Source organism: Mycobacterium sp. NGS64 (genome assembly GCF_059812245.1).
In genome coordinates this window covers 511,261-529,672 of record NZ_JCALCI010000002.1, presented here as the reverse complement: position 1 = coordinate 529,672, position 18,412 = coordinate 511,261, and the positions used below count along the sequence as shown (strand labels likewise).

20 protein-coding genes are annotated in these 18,412 nt (G+C 69.0%); 10 read left to right on the top strand and 10 right to left on the bottom strand.

Annotated features, from left to right (window positions below; genetic code table 11):
• Positions 1 to 2 precede the first annotated feature (2 nt).
• Positions 3 to 404 carry a Sec-independent protein translocase protein TatB gene (gene tatB, locus AC5Y4S_RS10835; protein ID WP_500032582.1) on the top strand — a complete coding sequence of 134 codons (402 nt, stop codon included), beginning with the start codon at positions 3 to 5 and terminating at the stop codon, positions 402 to 404.
• 8 nt (positions 405 to 412) lie between these two features.
• Here tatB and AC5Y4S_RS10830 read toward each other — a convergent pair whose 3' ends face one another.
• The 8 genes from AC5Y4S_RS10830 to AC5Y4S_RS10795 form a co-directional block, all read right to left on the bottom strand.
• Positions 413 to 796: a type II toxin-antitoxin system VapC family toxin gene (locus AC5Y4S_RS10830; RefSeq protein WP_500032581.1), complete on the bottom strand. Its 384-nt coding sequence runs from the start codon at positions 794 to 796 to the stop codon at positions 413 to 415.
• A complete protein-coding gene (locus tag AC5Y4S_RS10825; protein WP_500032580.1) occupies positions 793 to 1,014 on the bottom strand; it encodes an antitoxin in 222 nt (73 codons plus the stop codon). Before AC5Y4S_RS10825 ends, AC5Y4S_RS10830 begins: the two co-directional genes overlap by 4 nt.
• A gap of 44 nt (positions 1,015 to 1,058) precedes the next feature.
• Complete coding sequence (locus AC5Y4S_RS10820) at positions 1,059 to 2,213, bottom strand: Mrp/NBP35 family ATP-binding protein (protein WP_500032579.1); 1,155 nt, start codon at positions 2,211 to 2,213, stop codon at positions 1,059 to 1,061.
• 76 nt (positions 2,214 to 2,289) lie between these two features.
• Positions 2,290 to 3,726, bottom strand: coding sequence for an RNA-guided endonuclease InsQ/TnpB family protein (locus tag AC5Y4S_RS10815; protein WP_500032578.1), 1,437 nt, complete (start codon positions 3,724 to 3,726; stop codon positions 2,290 to 2,292).
• Positions 3,727 to 3,813: 87 nt separating this feature from the next.
• Positions 3,814 to 5,064 (bottom strand): lytic transglycosylase domain-containing protein, encoded by a 1,251-nt coding sequence (locus tag AC5Y4S_RS10810; protein WP_500032577.1) that lies wholly within the window; start codon positions 5,062 to 5,064, stop codon positions 3,814 to 3,816.
• Between the two features lie 100 nt (positions 5,065 to 5,164).
• Positions 5,165 to 5,707: a DUF1003 domain-containing protein gene (locus AC5Y4S_RS10805; protein ID WP_500032576.1), complete on the bottom strand. Its 543-nt coding sequence runs from the start codon at positions 5,705 to 5,707 to the stop codon at positions 5,165 to 5,167.
• The gene (locus AC5Y4S_RS10800) at positions 5,704 to 7,017 is read right to left on the bottom strand and encodes a magnesium transporter MgtE N-terminal domain-containing protein (protein WP_500032575.1); all 1,314 of its coding nucleotides are present in this window, start codon (positions 7,015 to 7,017) and stop codon (positions 5,704 to 5,706) included. The genes AC5Y4S_RS10805 and AC5Y4S_RS10800 overlap by 4 nt, the downstream gene beginning before the upstream one ends.
• Before the next feature lie 65 nt (positions 7,018 to 7,082).
• Positions 7,083 to 7,637: a DUF4190 domain-containing protein gene (locus AC5Y4S_RS10795; RefSeq protein WP_500032574.1), complete on the bottom strand. Its 555-nt coding sequence runs from the start codon at positions 7,635 to 7,637 to the stop codon at positions 7,083 to 7,085.
• A 57-nt stretch (positions 7,638 to 7,694) separates the two neighbouring features.
• Here AC5Y4S_RS10795 and AC5Y4S_RS10790 point away from each other — a divergent pair, with 57 nt between their 5' ends.
• Genes AC5Y4S_RS10790 through AC5Y4S_RS10765 form a run of 6 tightly spaced genes read left to right on the top strand, consistent with a single transcriptional unit; the run spans position 7,695 to position 13,054 of the window.
• Positions 7,695 to 8,222 (top strand): YflT domain-containing protein, encoded by a 528-nt coding sequence (locus AC5Y4S_RS10790; protein WP_500032573.1) that lies wholly within the window; start codon positions 7,695 to 7,697, stop codon positions 8,220 to 8,222.
• Positions 8,222 to 9,601, top strand: a complete 1,380-nt coding sequence (locus tag AC5Y4S_RS10785) for an extracellular solute-binding protein (protein WP_500032572.1) — start codon at positions 8,222 to 8,224, stop codon at positions 9,599 to 9,601. Before AC5Y4S_RS10790 ends, AC5Y4S_RS10785 begins: the two co-directional genes overlap by 1 nt.
• Positions 9,598 to 10,473 carry a carbohydrate ABC transporter permease gene (locus AC5Y4S_RS10780; RefSeq protein ID WP_500032571.1) on the top strand — a complete coding sequence of 292 codons (876 nt, stop codon included), beginning with the start codon at positions 9,598 to 9,600 and terminating at the stop codon, positions 10,471 to 10,473. Before AC5Y4S_RS10785 ends, AC5Y4S_RS10780 begins: the two co-directional genes overlap by 4 nt.
• Complete coding sequence (locus AC5Y4S_RS10775) at positions 10,463 to 11,296, top strand: carbohydrate ABC transporter permease (protein ID WP_500032570.1); 834 nt, start codon at positions 10,463 to 10,465, stop codon at positions 11,294 to 11,296. The genes AC5Y4S_RS10780 and AC5Y4S_RS10775 overlap by 11 nt, the downstream gene beginning before the upstream one ends.
• A gap of 4 nt (positions 11,297 to 11,300) precedes the next feature.
• Complete coding sequence (locus AC5Y4S_RS10770) at positions 11,301 to 12,473, top strand: ABC transporter ATP-binding protein (RefSeq protein WP_500032569.1); 1,173 nt, start codon at positions 11,301 to 11,303, stop codon at positions 12,471 to 12,473.
• A 2-nt stretch (positions 12,474 to 12,475) separates the two neighbouring features.
• Positions 12,476 to 13,054: a suppressor of fused domain protein gene (locus AC5Y4S_RS10765; protein WP_500033290.1), complete on the top strand. Its 579-nt coding sequence runs from the start codon at positions 12,476 to 12,478 to the stop codon at positions 13,052 to 13,054.
• Between the two features lie 101 nt (positions 13,055 to 13,155).
• Here AC5Y4S_RS10765 and corA read toward each other — a convergent pair whose 3' ends face one another.
• Positions 13,156 to 14,259 carry a magnesium/cobalt transporter CorA gene (gene corA / locus AC5Y4S_RS10760; RefSeq protein ID WP_500032568.1) on the bottom strand — a complete coding sequence of 368 codons (1,104 nt, stop codon included), beginning with the start codon at positions 14,257 to 14,259 and terminating at the stop codon, positions 13,156 to 13,158.
• A gap of 168 nt (positions 14,260 to 14,427) precedes the next feature.
• On the opposite strand from corA, the gene AC5Y4S_RS10755 reads away from it, so the two are divergent.
• The 3 genes from AC5Y4S_RS10755 to AC5Y4S_RS10745 are packed head-to-tail and all read left to right on the top strand — an operon-like array spanning position 14,428 to position 17,481.
• The gene (locus AC5Y4S_RS10755; protein WP_068184328.1) at positions 14,428 to 15,417 is read left to right on the top strand and encodes a malate dehydrogenase; all 990 of its coding nucleotides are present in this window, start codon (positions 14,428 to 14,430) and stop codon (positions 15,415 to 15,417) included.
• Between the two features lie 49 nt (positions 15,418 to 15,466).
• Positions 15,467 to 16,633 (top strand): NAD(P)-dependent malic enzyme, encoded by a 1,167-nt coding sequence (locus AC5Y4S_RS10750; RefSeq protein WP_500032567.1) that lies wholly within the window; start codon positions 15,467 to 15,469, stop codon positions 16,631 to 16,633.
• The gene (locus AC5Y4S_RS10745; protein WP_500032566.1) at positions 16,630 to 17,481 is read left to right on the top strand and encodes a glycine betaine ABC transporter substrate-binding protein; all 852 of its coding nucleotides are present in this window, start codon (positions 16,630 to 16,632) and stop codon (positions 17,479 to 17,481) included. Before AC5Y4S_RS10750 ends, AC5Y4S_RS10745 begins: the two co-directional genes overlap by 4 nt.
• 20 nt (positions 17,482 to 17,501) lie before the next feature.
• On the opposite strand, the gene AC5Y4S_RS10740 is transcribed toward AC5Y4S_RS10745, so the two are convergent.
• On the bottom strand, positions 17,502 to 18,329 hold the full coding sequence (locus tag AC5Y4S_RS10740) for an SDR family NAD(P)-dependent oxidoreductase (protein WP_068102445.1): 828 nt from the start codon (positions 18,327 to 18,329) through the stop codon (positions 17,502 to 17,504).
• Between the last annotated feature and the right edge of the window lie 83 nt (positions 18,330 to 18,412).

The window sequence follows — 18,412 nt, the reverse complement described above, 5'->3', positions numbered from 1 at the left end:
CGATGTTCTCCAACCTCAGCTGGGAGCACATCCTGGTCCTCGTCGTGGTCGGGCTGGTGATCCTCGGGCCCGAGCGCCTTCCGGGCGCCATCCGTTGGACGTCCACCGCGCTGCGGCAGGCCCGCGACTACCTCAGCGGCGTGACCAACCAGCTGCGCGAGGACATCGGCCCCGAGTTCGACGACCTGCGCGCCCCGCTGTCCGAGCTGCAGAAGCTGCGCGGCATGACGCCGCGCGCCGCGCTGACCAAGCACCTGCTGGACGGTGACGACTCGTTCCTCACCGGGAATTTCGACGGGCCGGTGAATGGGGCGCCTAAACCGGTGCAGCCCGTCCAGGCGCCCGAGCCGGCCGCCGAGCCACGCACGTCCGGCCCGGCGCCGTTCGACACCGACGCGACCTGATGGCGCGATCAGTTCGGCACGACGGTGACCGCGCACAAGGCCTGCCCGGCATTGCTCAGCCGGGAATCTGCGGTAACCAGTGCGCATCTCAGGGTTTCCGCTAGCGCGACGTAGCTGGCGTCATACGCGGAGTAGTTGTCCCGAATCTCCCAAATGCGTTCGAAAAGGCCGAAGACCGGATAGCGAGTTACGGCCAAGCGACCCCAGGCTCTCAGCGCATTCCATCCATCGCTCGCGCTTAGCGCTTTCCGCCGGACCTGCCTGCGAAGTGCGTTTGCGTTTTCGGCGTCGATGAGATGCGGAGTGTGGAGGCGCTCGTCGGCGATTATCTGACGCGCCTGCCCATCGTGGAGCAGCGCCGCCAGCGCGGCCGACGCGTCAACGACAATCATCGATTGGTGCGTCCGGCGTCGATATCGAAGACGAGTTCGGCGGTATCGATGTCGAGGTCAGGGAGGTCGCCCAGCAATGCGGCGTTGTCGATGCGGCGAGAAGCCTCGGCCAGTTCGCGCACGGCAACCGCTGACACCGACGTCTTGTCCCGAGCCGCCAAGCGCTCGAGACGGTCGACGACATCGTCGGGCACGTTCCGCAGGTAAAGCGTCTTCACGCAGTAATGCTAGCGCTGTGCTTGCCATCTGCAAGCGTTGCTGCTCAGTGGCGGGTCGGGTCCAGGCCCAGCGACACGCCGGCCAGCCCCCGCTTTCGCGCCGACAGGGTGTCGGCCACTCCGCGCAGTTCCTTGCCGACCGGGGAGTCCGGCGCGCTCAGCACGACCGGGACACCGGCATCACCGGCGGCGACCAGCGACGGATCCAGCGGGATCTGACCCAGCAGCGGCACGTCGGCGCCGACGGCGCGGGACAACCGCTCGGCGACCTGCCGCCCGCCGCCCTCGCCGAACACCTGCATGGTGGTGCCGTCGGGCAGCGTCAGCCCGGACATGTTCTCCACGACGCCGACGATGCGCTGCCGGGTCTGGATCGCGATGCTGCCGGCCCGCTCGGCGACCTCGGCCGCGGCCAGCTGCGGGGTCGTCACGACCACGATCTCGGCGTTGGGGATCAGCTGGGCCACCGAGATCGCGACGTCGCCGGTGCCGGGGGGCAGGTCGAGCAGCAGGACGTCCAGGTCGCCCCAGTACACGTCGGCCAGGAACTGCTGCAGCGCGCGGTGCAGCATCGGCCCGCGCCACACCACCGGGGTGTTGCCCTGGGTGAACTGGGCGATCGAGATGACCTTCACCTCGTGGGCGATGGGCGGGAGGATCATCGACTCGACCTGGGTGGGCCGGTCGGTGGTGCCCATCATCCGCGGGATGGAGTGGCCGTGGATGTCGGCGTCCAGCACGCCGACCGACAGCCCGCGGGCGGCCATCGCCGCCGCCAAGTTGACCGTGACCGTGGACTTCCCGACGCCGCCCTTGCCGGACGCGACGGCGTAGACCCGGGTCAGGGAGCTGGGCTGGGCGAAGGGGATGACCGGCTCGCGGGCGTCCCCGCGCAACTGCTTGCGCAGCTCGGTGCGCTGCTCGTCGTTCATCACGTCCAGGCTGACCTTGACGGCGCCGGTGCCGGGTACGTCGGCGACCGCGGCGGTGACCCGCTCGGCGATCTCGGTCTTCTTGGGGCAGGCCGCCGTGGTGAGGTAGATCTCCACGTGCACGCCGCCGGCCGCGTCGACGTCGACGCTCTTGACCATCCCGAGTTCGGTGATGGGACGGCGCAATTCGGGGTCGATCACCTTCCCCAGGGCGGTGCGGATGGCTGCGCTGAGGTCGGCGGTCTCATGGCTGGAGGAGGAGAACATCACCGCCGAGTCTAAAGCGTGTCGAACAATCCCGGTTTTGGGTTGTTCGGCACCGCCCTTCTCGGGCGTCGTCGGTTCAGGCCGCTGGTGTGGCGTGAACGTCGGTTCCCGCGTCAACCGAGGTGGTTACACCAGCACACAAAGGGTCCTGGTCAGCGCCGTCTCGTCGGCGGGCATTGGTCACCCGGCCCCGTTGCTTAGAGGTCCGGAGATCTGGTGATGTATTGGGATGATTCTCGCCCCAGCGAGCCAGGTTCGTTGCCGCGTTCGCGTCGCGGTCGGCCGAGTATCCGCAGCCACATGTGAAGACTCGATTGGCGAGCGTCAGGTCGCGGTGGATGGCACCGCAAGCCGCACATAGCCGGCTCGATGGATACCAGCGATCCGCGACGACAAGTTCCCCGCCGCGCCAGGCTTGCTTGTAACACAGCAGCCGGGCGAACTCGGCCCAGCCTGCATCTGATATAGCGCGGGCCAGCCGACCGTTGCGCAGCATCCCGGACACATTTAGGTTCTCGATGACGAGCCGGTCGTGGGTCTTGACCAGCGCGTTGGACACCTGATGTAGGAAATGCCGGCGCACATTGGCGACATGGTAATGATGCCGTCGCAACCTGGCGGCGGCGTGTTTGCGGTTCTGTGATCCTTTCTCCTTGCGCGACAAGGCCTTCGCCAGCCGCCGTTGCTGATTGATGCCAGCAGTAAGCGCTTTTGGCGCATCGGCGATCCGAGCCATCTCTTGGCCGTCGCGGGTTGCTGCAACCACAAAGGCCGACAAGCCGCGGTCGACGCCGACCCATGCCCCATCGTCTCCGGGCCCGCGGGACGGGTGCCGCTGGGCGGGGTGCAGGTTGGCGGCCTCGACGTTCAGTGATACCCACCAGCGACCTGCATGGCAGGCGACTGTGGCGAACAGAATCTTGGCCCGGCCCTTCGTGAGCATGCGCCGCAACCGGCGGGTGTCGTCGTGCACTCCAATTCGCCCGATTCCGGGGAGCGTGACCGAGCGAACGCGGTTGCCCTCGCCGACTCGGATGGCTGGCGGGCGGCCCTTGCAGTGTCTGTTGCGCAGCCGAAACGACTGCACTGCAGCGGCTTTCACCTTGAACTTTGGGAAGCCGACCCTTTTGCCTTTGCGCTTGCCGGAGCGGGAATCCGACCAGGCTTTCAGTCCTTTGCCCAGATCCACGGCGGCTTCCTCGAACACTTGCTGGCATACCTGGTTCCGCCACAGAAGGCCGGTCACCATGACCTCGGCTTCGCCGTCAGTATCGACGCTGAATACCCGGCCTGCGTCTTCGGATCTCTTCCACGTGTTGAACGCGTTAATCAGATCAAACGCGCTCCACGGCACGCCGATATCGGGGTCGGCCTTGCGGTGGTTGAGCGCGGTTTTGACTAGTGCCAGACATTGGTTGAACGCGAACCGCGACGCACCGGCGTGCCGGGCCAGCAACTCGCGCTGCTCGACCGTCGGGTCGAGGCAAAACCGGAACGTCGTGTGCCGAATCATGTCACTGGTGAGCGTTCCACAGCACACCGACAAGCGCCCCGACCAGTCGCGAGGTCGCTAGGCGCCGAGTCTCGCCGCGGGGGCGGTTTAGCCGGCCGGGCCGGGCCTGGGCGATCCCGACGCCTGCGGCCCCGCGGCGGGGCCCACCGGGGCCGGCGGAACGGGGTTGGCGGGCGGCGGACCGAACGCCGGCTGCCCGAAGGGCGGCGGCGTTGGGTTCTGCGGGCCGATGCAGATCACGGTGCAGCCGGGCAGTTGCGTCGACGACTGCTGTGGCGTGGGTTGCATCCACGGGTACATCGGCTGCTGGCCGGTGGACGGCGTCCCGCTCAGGTCGATGAGCGGTGTCCGCGCGAAGAAGTCGTCCGACGGCAGGCCGATGACATTCATCGGCAGGTTGGGCCCGAGCCCCTCCGGATGATCGTCGTGTGCGTTGCCGAGCGGCGGCGGCGGCCCGGTCATCGGCGGCAGGTCGACGGGGACCACGCCGGTGGCGTAGGCCGCGGCCCAGCCCAGCACGTTCTGCGCGTAGGCCATCGAGTTGTTGTAGCGCAGGATCGCCGACATCACCTGCGACGGGTCGCGCAGGTTGAGCCCGCCGCTGCACAGGTAGCGGGCGGCCGCCAGCGTGGAGTCGAACAGGTTCTGCGGGTCGGCCGTTCCGTCGCCCTTGCCGTCGACGGCGTAGCGCGCCCAGGTGCCCGGCAGGAACTGCATCGGCCCCATCGCGCGCGCGTAGGTGGGGCGGTTGCCGACGCTGCTCTGCACGATCACCTCGTTGCCGGGCAGTGTGCCGTCCAGGGCGGGGCCGTAGATCGGGACGACGGCGGTGCCGCGCGCATCGACGGCGCCGCCACCGGCGTGGCCCGACTCGATGCGCCCGATCCCGGCGAGCAGGTTCCAGCTGACCCCGCAGCCCGGCGCGGCGACGGCCATCTTCTGTTCGGCGCTGCGGTACGCGGCCAGTGCGATCGACGGAATGCCAAGGGCGCCAGGCACACTCACGATCATCGGGGGAGGCGGCGCGGACGGGGCGGCCTCGGCGACGTGGAACGCCGTCGGTGCCCGGTCGATCGCGAAGACCACCGGCCCGGTGGTGTCGGGCGTGCTCGGCGAAACCGCGGCCACCGGAAAGATCGCGGCGTCGCGCACCGGCATGACCTGGCTGTGGACCGGTGGGGCATGCCCGGGGAAGGTGGGAGCCGCGCCGCCGACCGCTCCGGCGAAGACCAAAGGAGTGATGACGGCGACCCCGAAAGCCGGCGATTTCGTCAGGCGTGCGCGTTGCCGCTCGGCCGCGGCGTCGGGGCGTTTACCCCAGCGTGCCCCAATGCGCACTCGACGGTCCTAAGGTCGGGAAACTACCTGCTGAGCTTCGTGAACCAGATCACAATACATAACCCCCGTGACGGGAGTGGCGCAATGGTGGATTTGATAATTACCGGGATTTCTTAGCCGTTCGCTCCCAGTCGTCACCCGCCCTCGCGGCCTCCCCGTCCGCACCTTCCGGCTGCAACCGGGCCAGCATAGAACGCAGGTCCTCCAGCTCGTCGCGCAGGTACTCACGGGTCACGACCTCGCCCACCGCCAGCCGCAACGAGGCCAACTCGCGGGCCAGGTACTCGGTGTCGGCCTTGGTTTGGGCGGCGCGCCGACGATCCTCTTCGAGCGCGACGCGGTCCCGATTCTCCTGGCGGTTCTGGGCCAGCAGGATCAGCGGCGCCGCGTAGGCGGCCTGCGTGGAGAAGGCCAGGTTGAGCAGGATGAATGGGTAGGGATCCCAGCGCAGTTCGACCGCGGAGACGTTCAGCGCGATCCACGCCAGGACGATGATCGTCTGGATCAGCAGGTAGCGGCCGGTGCCGAAGAACCGCGCGATGGACTCGGTGACCTGCCCGACGGCCTCGGGGTCGACGCGGGGCGAATACCTGCGCGACGTCCGGGGGGTGTAAAGCCGGCGCGGTGCGGTGGACCTGCTCACCCGGACGCCCCTCCCAGTCGTTGTTCGATGCGGCCGGTGGTGTCCAGCTGCTGTACATCCACGCGCCAGTCGTGCGGCAGCAGGTGGTCGAGCAGGTCGTCCACGGTCACCGCGCCCAACAGGTGGTTCTGGTCGTCGAGCACCGGACCGCACACCAGGTTGTAGGCGGCGAGGTAGCGGGTGACCGCACCGAGCGGGGTCTCCGGGGTCAGGGTCAGCAGGTCGCTGTCGACGATCCCGCCGACCAGCTCCGCCGGCGCCTCGCGCAGCAGCCGCTGCAACGGAATGCAGCCCAGGTAGCGCCCCGTGGGGGTCGCCGTCGGCGGGCGCGCCACGAACACCATGGACGACAGCGCCGCGGTCAGGTCGGGGTCGCGGACCCGGGCCAGTGCCTCGGCGACCGACGTGTCCGGGGTGAGCACCACCGGGTCCGAGGTCATCAGGCCGCCCGCGGTGTCGGGGGAGTGGGTCAGCAGCCGGCGGACCGGTTCGGACTCGTCGGGGTCCATCCGGGTCAGCAGCATTTCGGCGTCCGTCGGGTTCAGCACGCCGAGCAGGTCGGCGGCGTCGTCGGGGTCCATCTCCTCGAGCACGTCGGCCGATCGGTCGGTGCCGAGCTGCGAGAGCACGTCGGCCTGGTCCAACTCGGGCAGCTCCTGCAGGACGTCGGCCAGCCGGTCGTCGTCGAGCGCCTTGAGCACCTCGTAGCGCCGCTTGGGCGGCAGCCCGCGGATCGCGTCGGCCACGTCGACCGCCTTGCGCCCCTCGAACTGGTCCAGCAGCTGTGCCACCCCCTGGCCGGGCAGCGCCAGCGCCGACGGGGTCAGGCCCTGGACATTCTGCCAGTCCACGACGTGCACGGGGCCGCGCCGCCGCAGCCGTCGCTGCGTGCGCACGGCGACCCGGGTGACCAGCCAGTCCCGCGTCCGGATCTGTTCGATGCCCAGGTCGGTGATGACGACGTCGAGGCCGGCCAGCTCCGGCAGTTCGGGATCGTTGACCTTGACGACGGTGTCGAGCACCTGGCCCATCGCCAGCACTTCGCCCGGTCGCTGCTCGAAGTGGCGCAACGACACGTTGCCGGTGTTGAGCGTCACGGCGTTGGGCTCGATCCCGGCGACCCGCAGCATGGGGATGAAAATGCTGCGGCGCGTTGCCAAATCGACAACCAGTCCCAGGACCCTGGGCTGCTGGCGGACGATGCTGATGCTGATCACGACGTCGCGCACGCGGCCGAAGTTTTCGCCGAGCGGGCCCAACACCAACATTCGCGGGAGCCGCGCGACGTACACCTTGTTGACCGGTCCCATGCCAGAGAGCCTATTCAGCCGTCGCCCGGATGGCAGGCTGCGACGCCCCTTTGCGGCGAGTTGCCCTAGTGGGAACGGATGCTGAACATCGCGATGACCAAAAAGACCACCAGGGTGCCCGCGCCGATCACGATTCCCGTGACGGCCAAACCGTAACCCTCCTGGCGGGTCTGCTTGATCTGGTTCAGCGCGACGACGCCCAGCACGATGGCCACGATCGAGCCGATGGCGCAGCACAGGAAGCCGGAGAACGACGAGATGAGCGACGCGATCGCCATGCCGTTGGTCCCCGGCTGGACCCGGTAGTCCGGCGTCGCGAAGTAGCCGCCGGGATAGGACGGCGGTCCGTAGCCGGGATATCCGGCGGGATAGGGGGTGGGTCCATATCCGGGCGGGGGTCCGTAGCCGGGCGGGGGGCCGTATCCCGGGGGTGGCCCGTATTCGGGGGGCGGCATCGGCGGTGGGTAGTCGGCGGGATAGCCCGGCGGGTAGCCCGGGGGCGAATATGCCGGATACTCGTGCGCGGGCGGATCCCAGGGCGGCGTCCAATCGTCCCGGCCGCCGCCTTGCGGCGGTTTGGCGCCATCGCCGGGGTCGCCGGGGGCTGACATGGTGCTCAACCTAGCAAAACGGGCTCGGGATGAGAGGATGGCCGAGGCGGAGGAGAATGAGCGGCGATGACTAGTCCTTTCCAGCCCGGACAGGTTCCCGGCGCCACGCCCACGGGCGCGGCGGCCGGCCGGCGCGGCGTGCCCTCGCTGCCGACACCGCCCAAGGGCTGGCCCGTCGGCTCCTATCCCACCTACGCCGAGGCGCAGCGCGCGGTCGATTACCTGTCCGACCAACAGTTCCCGGTGCAGCAGGTGACCATCGTCGGCGTCGACCTGATGCAGGTCGAGCGCGTCACCGGCCGGCTGTCGTGGCCCAAGGTGCTGGGCGGCGGGGTGATCAGCGGGGCCTGGCTGGGCCTGTTCATCGGCCTGGTGCTCGGCTTCTTCAGCCCCAACCCGTGGGCCGCGCTGGTCACCGGCCTGGTCGCCGGGGTGTTCTTCGGCCTGATCACCTCCGCGGTGCCCTACGCAATGGCCCGTGGCACAAGGGATTTCAGCTCCACGCTGCAATTGGTGGCCGGACGCTACGACGTGCTCTGCGATCCGCAAAACGCGGAGAAGGCACGGGATCTGCTGGCGCGCCTGGCGATCTGATGGGTCGTCGTGGCCTGGCGACGCTCACCGTCGCGTCGGCGCTGCTGTCGGGCTGCGCGGCGGCCGGCGCGGGGATGGTGGTCAGCTTCTACACGCCGGCGACCGACGCGGCCACCTTCACCGCGGTCGCGCAGGAGTGCACCCGGCAACTGAGGTTCACGGTCCGGCACGTCAGCCTGCCCCGCGGTCCCGGCGAGCAGCGGGTGCAGCTGGCCCGCCGACTGAGCGCCCACGACCGCGGCCTGGACGTGATGGCGCTGGACGTGGTGTGGACCGCGGAATTCGCCGAGGCGGGCTGGGCGCTGCCGCTGTCCGACGATCCCGCCGGGCAGGCCGAGTCCGACGCGACCGTCGATACCCTGCCGGGCCCGCTCGCGACGGCGCGCTGGAAGCAGCGGCTGTACGGCGCGCCCGTGACCACCAACACCCAATTGCTTTGGTATCGGCCGGATTTGGTGAGCCAGCCGCCGTCGACCTGGGACGGCATGGTGGCCGAGGCCGCCCGGCTGCACGAAGCGGGCCAGCCTTCCTGGATCGCCGCGCAGGCCAACGAGGGCGAGGGCCTGGTGGTGTGGTTCAACACGCTGCTGGTGAGCGCGGGCGGGCAGGTGCTCTCCGACGACGGCCGGCGGGTCACGCTGACCGACACGCCGGCGCACCGGGCCGCCACCGTCGCCGCCCTGCGGGTCCTCAAGTCGGTGGCCACCGCGCCCGGGGCCGACCCGTCGTTCAGCCGGACCGACGAGGGCACCGCGCGGCTGGCGGTGGAACAGGGCAGGGCCGCGCTCGAGGTCAACTGGCCCTATGTGCTGGCCTCCCTGCTGGAGAACGCCGTCAAGGGCGGCGTGCCGTTCCTGCCGCTGAACCGCGATCCGGCGCTGGCCGGCAGCATCAACGACGTCGGCACCTTCGTGCCCACCGACGAACAATTCCGCATCGCTTACGAGGCAAGCCAGAAGGTCTTCGGGTTCGCGCCCTACCCGCGGGTGGCGCCGGACCGCCCGGCCAAGGTGACCATCGGCGGGCTGAACCTGGCGGTGGCCAGCACCACCCGCCACCGCGCGGAGGCGTTCGAGGCGGTGCGCTGCCTGCGCAGCCTGCAGAGCCAGAAGTACGTGTCGATCGCCGGCGGCTTGCCCGCGGTGCGCACGTCGCTGTATTCCGATCCGCAATTCCAGGCCAAGTATCCGATGCACACGGTGATCCGCCAGCAGCTCACCGACGCGGCGGTGCGCCCGGCGACGCCGGTGTACCAGGCGCTGTCGCTGCGGCTGTCGGCGGCGCTGAGCCCGATCACCCGGATCGACCCGGAGCGCACGGCCGACGAGCTCACCGCGCAGGCGCAGAAGGCGATCGACGGCAAGGGGCTGCTGCCGTGACCATTAGGGCGGAACGGCGACTGGCGTTCACCTTGGTCGCGCCCGCCGCGAGCCTGATGCTCGCGGTGACGGCGTACCCGATCGGCTACGCGGTCTGGCTCAGCCTGCAGCGCAACAACCTTGCCACGCCGGGTGACACCGCCTTCATCGGGCTGGGCAACTACCAGACGATCCTCACCGACCGGTACTGGTGGACAGCGCTTTTGGTGACGCTGGGAATCACGGCGGTCTCGGTGACGATCGAGTTCGTGGTGGGCCTGACGCTGGCCCTGGTGATGCACCGCACGCTCGTCGGCAAGGGCCTGGTGCGCACCGCGGTGCTGATCCCCTACGGCATCGTCACCGTCGTCGCGTCGTACAGCTGGTACTACGCCTGGACGCCCGGGACCGGCTACCTGGCCAACATGCTGCCGCAGGGGAGTGCCCCACTGACGCAACAGATTCCGTCGCTTGGCATCGTCGTGCTGGCCGAGGTCTGGAAGACCACGCCCTTCATGTCGCTGCTGCTGTTGGCCGGGCTGGCGCTGGTGCCCGAGGACCTGCTGAAGGCTGCGCAGGTCGACGGGGCCGGCGCGTGGCGGCGGCTGACCCGGATCATCCTGCCGATCATCAAGCCGGCGGTCGTGGTCGCGCTGCTGTTCCGGACCCTGGACGCGTTCCGCATCTTCGACAACATCTACGTGCTGACCGACGGCGCCAACAACACCGACTCGGTGTCAATCCTGGGCTACGACAACCTGTTCAAGGGCTTCAACGTGGGCTTGGGCTCGGCGATCAGCGTGCTGATCTTCTGTTGCGTGGGCATCATCGCGCTGGTGTACATCAAGGTGTTCGGCGCGTCCGCGCCCGGTGGTGCGGGCGATGGCCGCTAACCCCGTCGGGCGCTTGGCCGTGTGGGCCGTGATCGACACGCTGGTGGTGGTGTACGCGATCGTCCCGGTGCTGTGGATCCTGTCGCTGTCGCTCAAGCCGTCGTCAACGGTCAAGGACGGCAGGCTGATTCCATCGTCGGTGACCCTGGAGAACTACCGCGGCATCTTCCGGGGCGAGTTCTTCAGCTCGGCATTGATCAACTCCATCGGCATCGGGTTGATCACCACGGCGATCGCGGTGGTGTTGGGCGCCATGGCGGCCTACGCGATCGCCCGGTTGGACTTTCCCGGCAAGCGGGCGCTGATCGGCGCCACGTTGCTGATCACGATGTTCCCGGCCATCTCGCTGGTCACCCCGCTGTTCAACATCGAACGCGCGCTCGGCCTGTTCGACACCTGGCCGGGCCTGATCCTGCCGTACATCACTTTCGCTCTGCCCCTTGCCATTTACACGCTGTCGGCGTTCTTCCGGGAGATCCCGTGGGACCTGGAGAAGGCGGCCAAGATGGACGGCGCCACGCCGGGTCAGGCCTTCCGCCGCGTGATCGTGCCGCTGGCGGCGCCCGGCCTGGTGACCGCGGCGATCCTGGTCTTCATCTTCGCCTGGAACGACCTGCTGCTGGCGCTGTCGCTGACCGCCACCAAGGCGGCCATCACCGCGCCGGTGGCGATCGCGAACTTTTCCGGCAGCTCGCAGTTCGAGGAACCCACCGGGTCAATCGCGGCCGGCGCCGTCGTGATTACCGTCCCGATCATCGTTTTTGTTCTAATTTTTCAACGACGGATTGTCGCCGGGTTGACCTCTGGCGCTGTGAAGGGATAGCGCGATGGCCGAGATTGTGTTGGAGAACGTCAACAAGAGCTACGCCGACGGCGCCGCGGCGGTGAAGGACCTGAACATCACCATCGCCGACGGCGAATTCCTGATCCTGGTCGGGCCTTCCGGCTGCGGCAAGACCACGACGCTGAACATGATTGCCGGGCTTGAGGACATCTCGTCGGGCGAGCTGCGCATCGACGGCCAGCGGATGAACGAGAAGGCGCCCAAGGACCGCGACATCGCGATGGTGTTCCAGTCCTATGCGCTCTACCCGCACATGACCGTGCGCCAGAACATCGCGTTTCCGCTGACCCTGGCGAAAATGAAGAAGGCCGAGATCGCGCAGAAGGTGGAAGAGACCGCGAAAACCCTTGACCTGACCGAGCTTCTGGACCGCAAGCCGTCCCAGCTTTCCGGTGGGCAGCGCCAGCGGGTCGCGATGGGCCGGGCGATCGTGCGCCATCCCAAGGCGTTCCTGATGGACGAGCCGCTGTCCAATTTGGATGCCAAGCTGCGGGTGCAGATGCGCGGCGAGATCGCGCGGCTGCAGCGCAGATTGGGCACCACCACCGTCTACGTCACCCACGATCAGACCGAGGCAATGACGCTGGGGGACCGCGTGGTGGTGATGCACGGGGGTGTGGCGCAGCAGATCGGCACCCCCGACGAGCTTTACGAGCGTCCCGCCAACCTGTTCGTCGCGGGGTTCATCGGCTCGCCGGCGATGAACTTCTTCCCCGCCGAGCTGACGCCGAACGGGCTGACCCTCTCGTTCGGCGAGGTGATGCTGGACCCGGAGGTGCAGCGGGTGATCTCGGCGCACGACAAGCCGGCGAACGTCATCGTCGGCGTGCGCCCGGAGCACCTGGCCGACGCCGCGCTGATCGACGGGTATCAGCGGATCAGGGCGCTGACCTTCGAGGTGAAGGTCGACATGGTCGAATCGCTGGGCGCCGACAAGTACGTGTACTTCACCACCGCGGGCCCGGCCGTGCACGCCGCCCAGCTGGACGAGCTGGAGGCGCAGGGCGAGGTGCACGAAAACCAGTTCGTGGCAAGGGTTCCCGCGGAGTCGAAGGCCACCATCGGGCAGTCGATCGAGTTGGCCCTCGACACGACGAAGGTCGCCGTCTTCGACGCCGACTCCGGGGCGAACCTGACGCTGCCCGTCGCCAAGTGATCCTGGAGCTGGTGCGCGCGCACCTGCGCGAGCACTTCGCCGGTGCCGAGCCCGACTCCGCCGGCGTCACGTTCCTGGGCACCGAGCCGATTGAGGTGCTGCGATTTCGCGGCGGGGGATTGGTGGATTACGTGTCGCTGGGGTGCTCGCGGCACCCGATGACCGATCCGACGGAGGTGGTAGCCGACCCGCTGCGCGGCCCGCGCGCCGAAATCGTGTTGCGGCTGCGGGATCCCGGGCCGGCCACCGGCATCGCGCGCAGCCTGGCCGTGCTGGCGGCGACGCCCGCCGTCGAGGGTGTGGTGCTGGTAGCCGACGCCCTCGTCGACCTCGGCTCGCCGCTGTGGGCGTGGCAGTCGGGCCGGGTGCCGTTCACCGCGGTGCTGTTGGGCGACAGCGACATTCCCGATCTGCCGCTCGACCCGCCGCGTGAGCCGGTGAAGTTCCTGTCGGCGACCCCAATCACCGCGACGGAGGCGGCCTGGGTGCGGCTCAAGGGCGCCGACGCGATGCGCCAGGCCTGGCAAAACGACGGCGTCGACGTGCTGGACCCCAAACGCCCTGCGGCGCAACCCCTTTGAGTGTGCAGTGGCGGCTTTGAGTGGGTATCAGCGGCGGGAAAATCGAGAAATTCCCGCCCCGGATGCACACGCAAAGCCATGGGCGCACACTGAAACCCGCACTAGAGCCAGTGGTTGCGGCGGAATTGGAAGTACAGGATCAGGCAGGAGAGCGCCATCAGGGCCATGATCCCCGGGTAGCCCCAGGTCCAGTTCAGCTCGGGCATGAAATGGAAGTTCATCCCGTAGATGGCGGCGACCGCGGTGGGCAACGCCGCGATACCGGCCCAGGCCGCCATCTTGCGCATGTCGTTGTTCTGCTGCATGCCGACCCGGGCCAGGGCGGCCTGGATCAGCGAGTTGAGCATGTCGTCGTAGCTGTTGATGTGGTCCGCGGCCTCCGACTGGTGATCGGAGACGTCGCGCAGGTAGCGGCGCACCTCCTTGGAGATCACGTCCTTGTTTTCGATCTGGATCCGATGGAACGCGGACGACAGGGGATTCACGCACCGGCGCAGCTCGACGACCTCGCGCTTGAGCAGATAGATCGGTTCGACGTCGATCTTGCGGCCCGGCGCGAACGCCACTTCCTCGATGGTGTCGATGTCCGACTCGATCAGGCTGCTCACCTCGAGGTAGTGGTCGACCACGTTGTCGGCGATGGCGTGCATCACGGCGTAGGGGCCGAGGCGCATCTGTTCGGGGTCGGCGTCCAGGCGCTTGCGCACGCCGGACAGCCCGCCGTGCTCGCCATGGCGGACGGTGACCACGAAGTCCTTGCCGACGAACACCATGATCTCGCCGGTTTCGACGATCTGGCGGGCCGCCGCCACCGACTCGTGCGGGACGTAGTTGACGGTCTTCAGGACGAGGAACACCGTGTCGTCGTATCGCTCCAGCTTGGGCCGCTGGTGCGCGCACACGGCGTCCTCGACGGCCAACGGATGCAGCCCGAAGACGTCGGCGACGTCCTGCATCTCGGCCAGGCTCGGCTCACGCAAACCGACCCAGACGAACGCCTCCTGCCCGAACACTTCGGTCTGGCGCACCCGGGTGAGCGCGGCCGCATAGCTGAACTTCCCCGGCAGCCGATGGCCGTCGACGTAGACGGCGCAGTCGACCAGGGTCTCGACGGGCGCCTGCTCGACAGGCTGGGCGCGCTGCTCGCGCGGCTCGGGCACGAGCGGTCGCAGCACTTCGGGCAACGCGTCAGGTCCGGGAAACACCTTCACCTCCGATCGCGGCGCAGGTCAGGCAAGCGGTGCTCAATGCTACGCGTCCTGGGGAAAGACGGCATGAAGGCGCAGTGGCGGCCGTGGACCGGACGTTTCGCGCCGACGGCGGTGCGCTAGTTTCGACGTCGACCGCAACCGCGTCCCGAGGAGTACATCGAAGTGAGCGCAAGTCCTGTCAAGGTCGCCGTCACCGGCGCCGCCGGCCAGATCGGCTACAGCCTGTTGTTCCGCCTGGCCAGCGGGGCGCTGCTGGGCGCCGACCGCCCGATCGAGCTGCGCCTGCTGGAGATCGAGCCGGCGCTCAAGGCGCTCGAGGGCGTCGTGATGGAACTCGACGACTGCGCCTTCCCGCTGCTGTCGGGCGTGGAAATCGGCGCGGACCCGAACAAGATCTTCGACGGCGTGAACCTCGCCCTGCTCGTCGGCGCGCGTCCGCGCGGCCCGGGCATGGAGCGCGGCGACCTGCTGGAGGCCAACGGCGCGATCTTCACCGCGCAGGGCAAGGCCCTCAACTCCGTCGCCGCGGACGACGTGCGCGTCGGCGTGACGGGCAACCCGGCCAACACCAACGCGCTCATCGCGATGACCAACGCGCCCGACATCCCGCGGGAGCGGTTCTCCGCGCTCACCCGCCTCGACCACAACCGGGCAATATCGCAGCTGGCGAAGAAGACCGGCGCCGCCGTCACCGACATCAAGAAGATGACGATCTGGGGCAACCACTCGGCCACCCAGTACCCCGACATCTTCCACGCCGAGGTCGGCGGCAAGAACGCGGCCGAGGTCGTCGGCGACCAGGGGTGGATCGAGAACGACTTCATCCCGACCGTCGCCAAGCGCGGCGCCGCGATCATCGACGCGCGCGGCGCCTCGTCAGCCGCGTCGGCCGCGTCGGCGACCATCGACGCCGCGCGTGACTGGCTGCTCGGCAGCCCCGCGGGCGACTGGCTTTCCATGGCGGTCGTCTCCGACGGTTCCTACGGCGTGCCGGAGGGCCTGATCTCCTCGTTCCCGGTGACCACCAAGGACGGCAACTGGTCGATCGTGCAGGGCCTGGAGATCGACGAGTTCTCCCGCGGCCGGATCGACAAGTCGACCGCGGAGCTGGCCGACGAGCGCAACGCGGTCACGGAGCTCGGCCTCATCTGATCTCAGACGGAAATTAGGCCTACTAATGGGTAGCCCTTACCCTGATGCGATGCCGGAACACCCGCAGCTGGCCATCGGAGACGATGAGATCTTCGACGCGCACGTAGGTGGGAAGCTTTCGGTGGCCCTGAGCGCGCCGCTGGACACCCAGCGCGCGTTGTCGATCGCCTACACCCCGGGTGTGGCGCAGGTCAGCCGGGCGATCGCCGCGGATCGCACCCTGGCCGCGCGGTACACCTGGTCGAACCGGCTGGTGGCCGTCGTCAGCGACGGCAGCGCGGTGCTCGGCCTCGGCGACATCGGCCCCGCGGCGTCGCTGCCGGTGATGGAGGGCAAGTGCGCCCTGTTCCAGGCGTACGGCGGACTGAACGCAATCCCGATCGTGCTGGACACCAAGGACCCCGACGAGATCGTCGAGACGCTGGTGCGGCTGCGCCCCACGTTCGGCGCCGTCAACCTCGAGGACATCTCCGCCCCGCGCTGCTTCGAGATCGAACGGCGGGTCATCGAGGCGCTGGACTGCCCGGTGATGCACGACGACCAGCACGGCACGGCGATCGTGGTGCTGGCCGCGCTGATGGGCGCCAGCAAGTTGCTCGGCCGCGACATGTCCTCGCTGCGCGTGGTGGTCTCGGGTGCCGGCGCCGCCGGGGTGGCGTGCACGAATCTCCTTCTGACGATGGGTGTTTCGGACATCACGGTGCTCGACTCGCGCGGCATCCTGCACGGCGGGCGCGACGACATGAACGGCGTCAAGGTCGAACTCGCCCGTCGGACCAATCCCGACGGCCTGTCCGGTGGCCTGGTGGAGGCGCTCGAAGGCGCGGACGTGTTCCTCGGACTGTCGGGGGGAGTGGTCCCCGAGGAGTTGGTCGCCACCATGGCGCCGGGCGGGATCGTGTTCGCGCTGTCCAACCCGGACCCGGAAATCCACCCCCACGTCGCCGCCAAGTACGCGGCGGTGGTGGCGACCGGCCGCAGCGACTTCCCCAACCAGATCAACAACGTGCTGGCGTTCCCGGGGGTGTTCCGCGGCGCGCTGGACGCCGGGGCCCGCCGCATCACCGAGAAGATGATGGTGGCCGCCGCCGAGGCGATCTTCTCCGTCGTCAGCGACGACCTCGCGATCGACCGGATCGTCCCGAGCCCGCTGGACTCCCGCGTCGGGGAAGCCGTCGCCGCCGCCGTCGCGATCGCTTCCGACTCCTCCGTGTGACTAGGCTGGCCGCGCTGCTGCTGACCGCGCTGCTTGCGGTGGCGGGCTGCGGGAAAGGCCGTCCCGCAACGGAATTGGTGGTCGGCTCGCGGCCCGACCCCGAGTCGACGCTGCTGGCCGCCCTCTACACGGCGGCGCTGCGGTCCTACGGTTTCGCGGCCCGGCCCGAAACCGCCCCCGACCCGATGGCGAAGCTGGACTCGGGCGCGTTCACCGTCGTGCCCGCGTTCACCGGACAGACGTTGCGGCTCCTGCAGCCCGGCGCGACGGCGATGTCCGACGCCCAGGTCTACCAGGCGATGATCGCGGCGCTGCCCGAGGGCGTCCTGGCCGGTGACTACGCCACCGCCGCCGAAGACAAGCCCGTGCTGCTGGTCACCCGGGCCACCGCGAAGGCCTGGGGCGGGCACGACCTCACCGCGGACCTGAGCACGCTGCCGGCCCACTGCGACGGGCTGGCGATCGGGGCCGTCACCGGATTTCACGCACCCGCGGCCGTGGGCTCCTGCCGGCTGCCCGCGCCGCGCGAATTCCCTTCGGAGGACGCGCTTTTCGTGGCGGTGCGGGCCGGGCAGCCGTCGGCGGGATGGACCACCACCGCCGACCCCAACAGCCCGGGCGACCTGGTCGCGCTGGCCGACGGCAAACCCGCGCTGATCCAGGCCGAGAACGTGGTGCCCCTGTATCGGCGCAACGCGCTGAGCGATCGGCAGCTGCTGGCGATCAACGAGGTGGCCGGCGTGCTGGACACCGCGGCGCTGGCCGACATGCGCCGGCAGGTGGCCGGCGGCGCCGACCCGCAGGCGGTCGCGGGCGGTTGGCTGGCCGAGCACCCGTTGGGGCGCTGAGCGCAGTCTCGGCGCGGCCTTTAGGGCTTGGGCATCAAGCGGCCCATCACCGGGCCGAACAGCTGCTGGTAATACGGGCCCGCCACCCGCACCATCACGTCCAACAGCTTGGCGTCCGTGCCGACCAGCACCCGGGCCTTCTTCTTGCGGACCGCGTCCAGGATGACCTTGGCGGCGCGTTCCGGGCTGGTCCGGGCGAGCCGCTTGTCGAACAGCTTGGCCAGCTGTTCGGGATCGAGTCCCTCGGCGGCGGTGGCGTTGCGGGCGATCGCGGTCTGGATGCCGCCGGGGTGCACGGTGGTCACCGCGACCGGGTGGCGGGCCAGCACCATTTCCTGCCGCAGCGCCTCGGTGAAACCGCGGACGGCGAACTTGGCCGCGTTGTACGCCGCCTGGCCCGGCACGGAAAACAGCCCGAACACGCTCGAGACGTTGACGACGTGGCCGTCCCCGGAGGCGATCAGGTGCGGAAGAAACGCCTTGGTGCCGTTCACGACGCCCCAGAAGTCGACGTCCATCACCCGCTCGATGTCCTTGAACTGGCTGACCTCGACGTCGCCCGTGAAGGCGATGCCGGCGTTGTTGTAGATCTGGTTGACCTTGCCGAAGTGCTCGGCGACCTCGTCGGCGTAGGCCAGGAAGGCCTCGCGCTCGGTGACGTTGAGCCGGTCCGCCTTGACCGGCGCGCCGATCGCCTTCAGCCGCTCCTCGGTGTGGGCCAGGCCCTCGGTGTCGACGTCGCTGATGGCCACCTTGGCGCCCGAGCGGGCCAGCTCGATCGCCAACGCCTGACCGATACCCGAACCGGCGCCCGTGACCACGGCGACCTTCCCCGCGAATCCCTGCATGAGCACCCTCCTCGTGTCGGCTCGGTGTCGAGGCTAACCGGTACCCCGGGTACCGGCGCCATCGGGAGGAGGCGCGGCCGGGC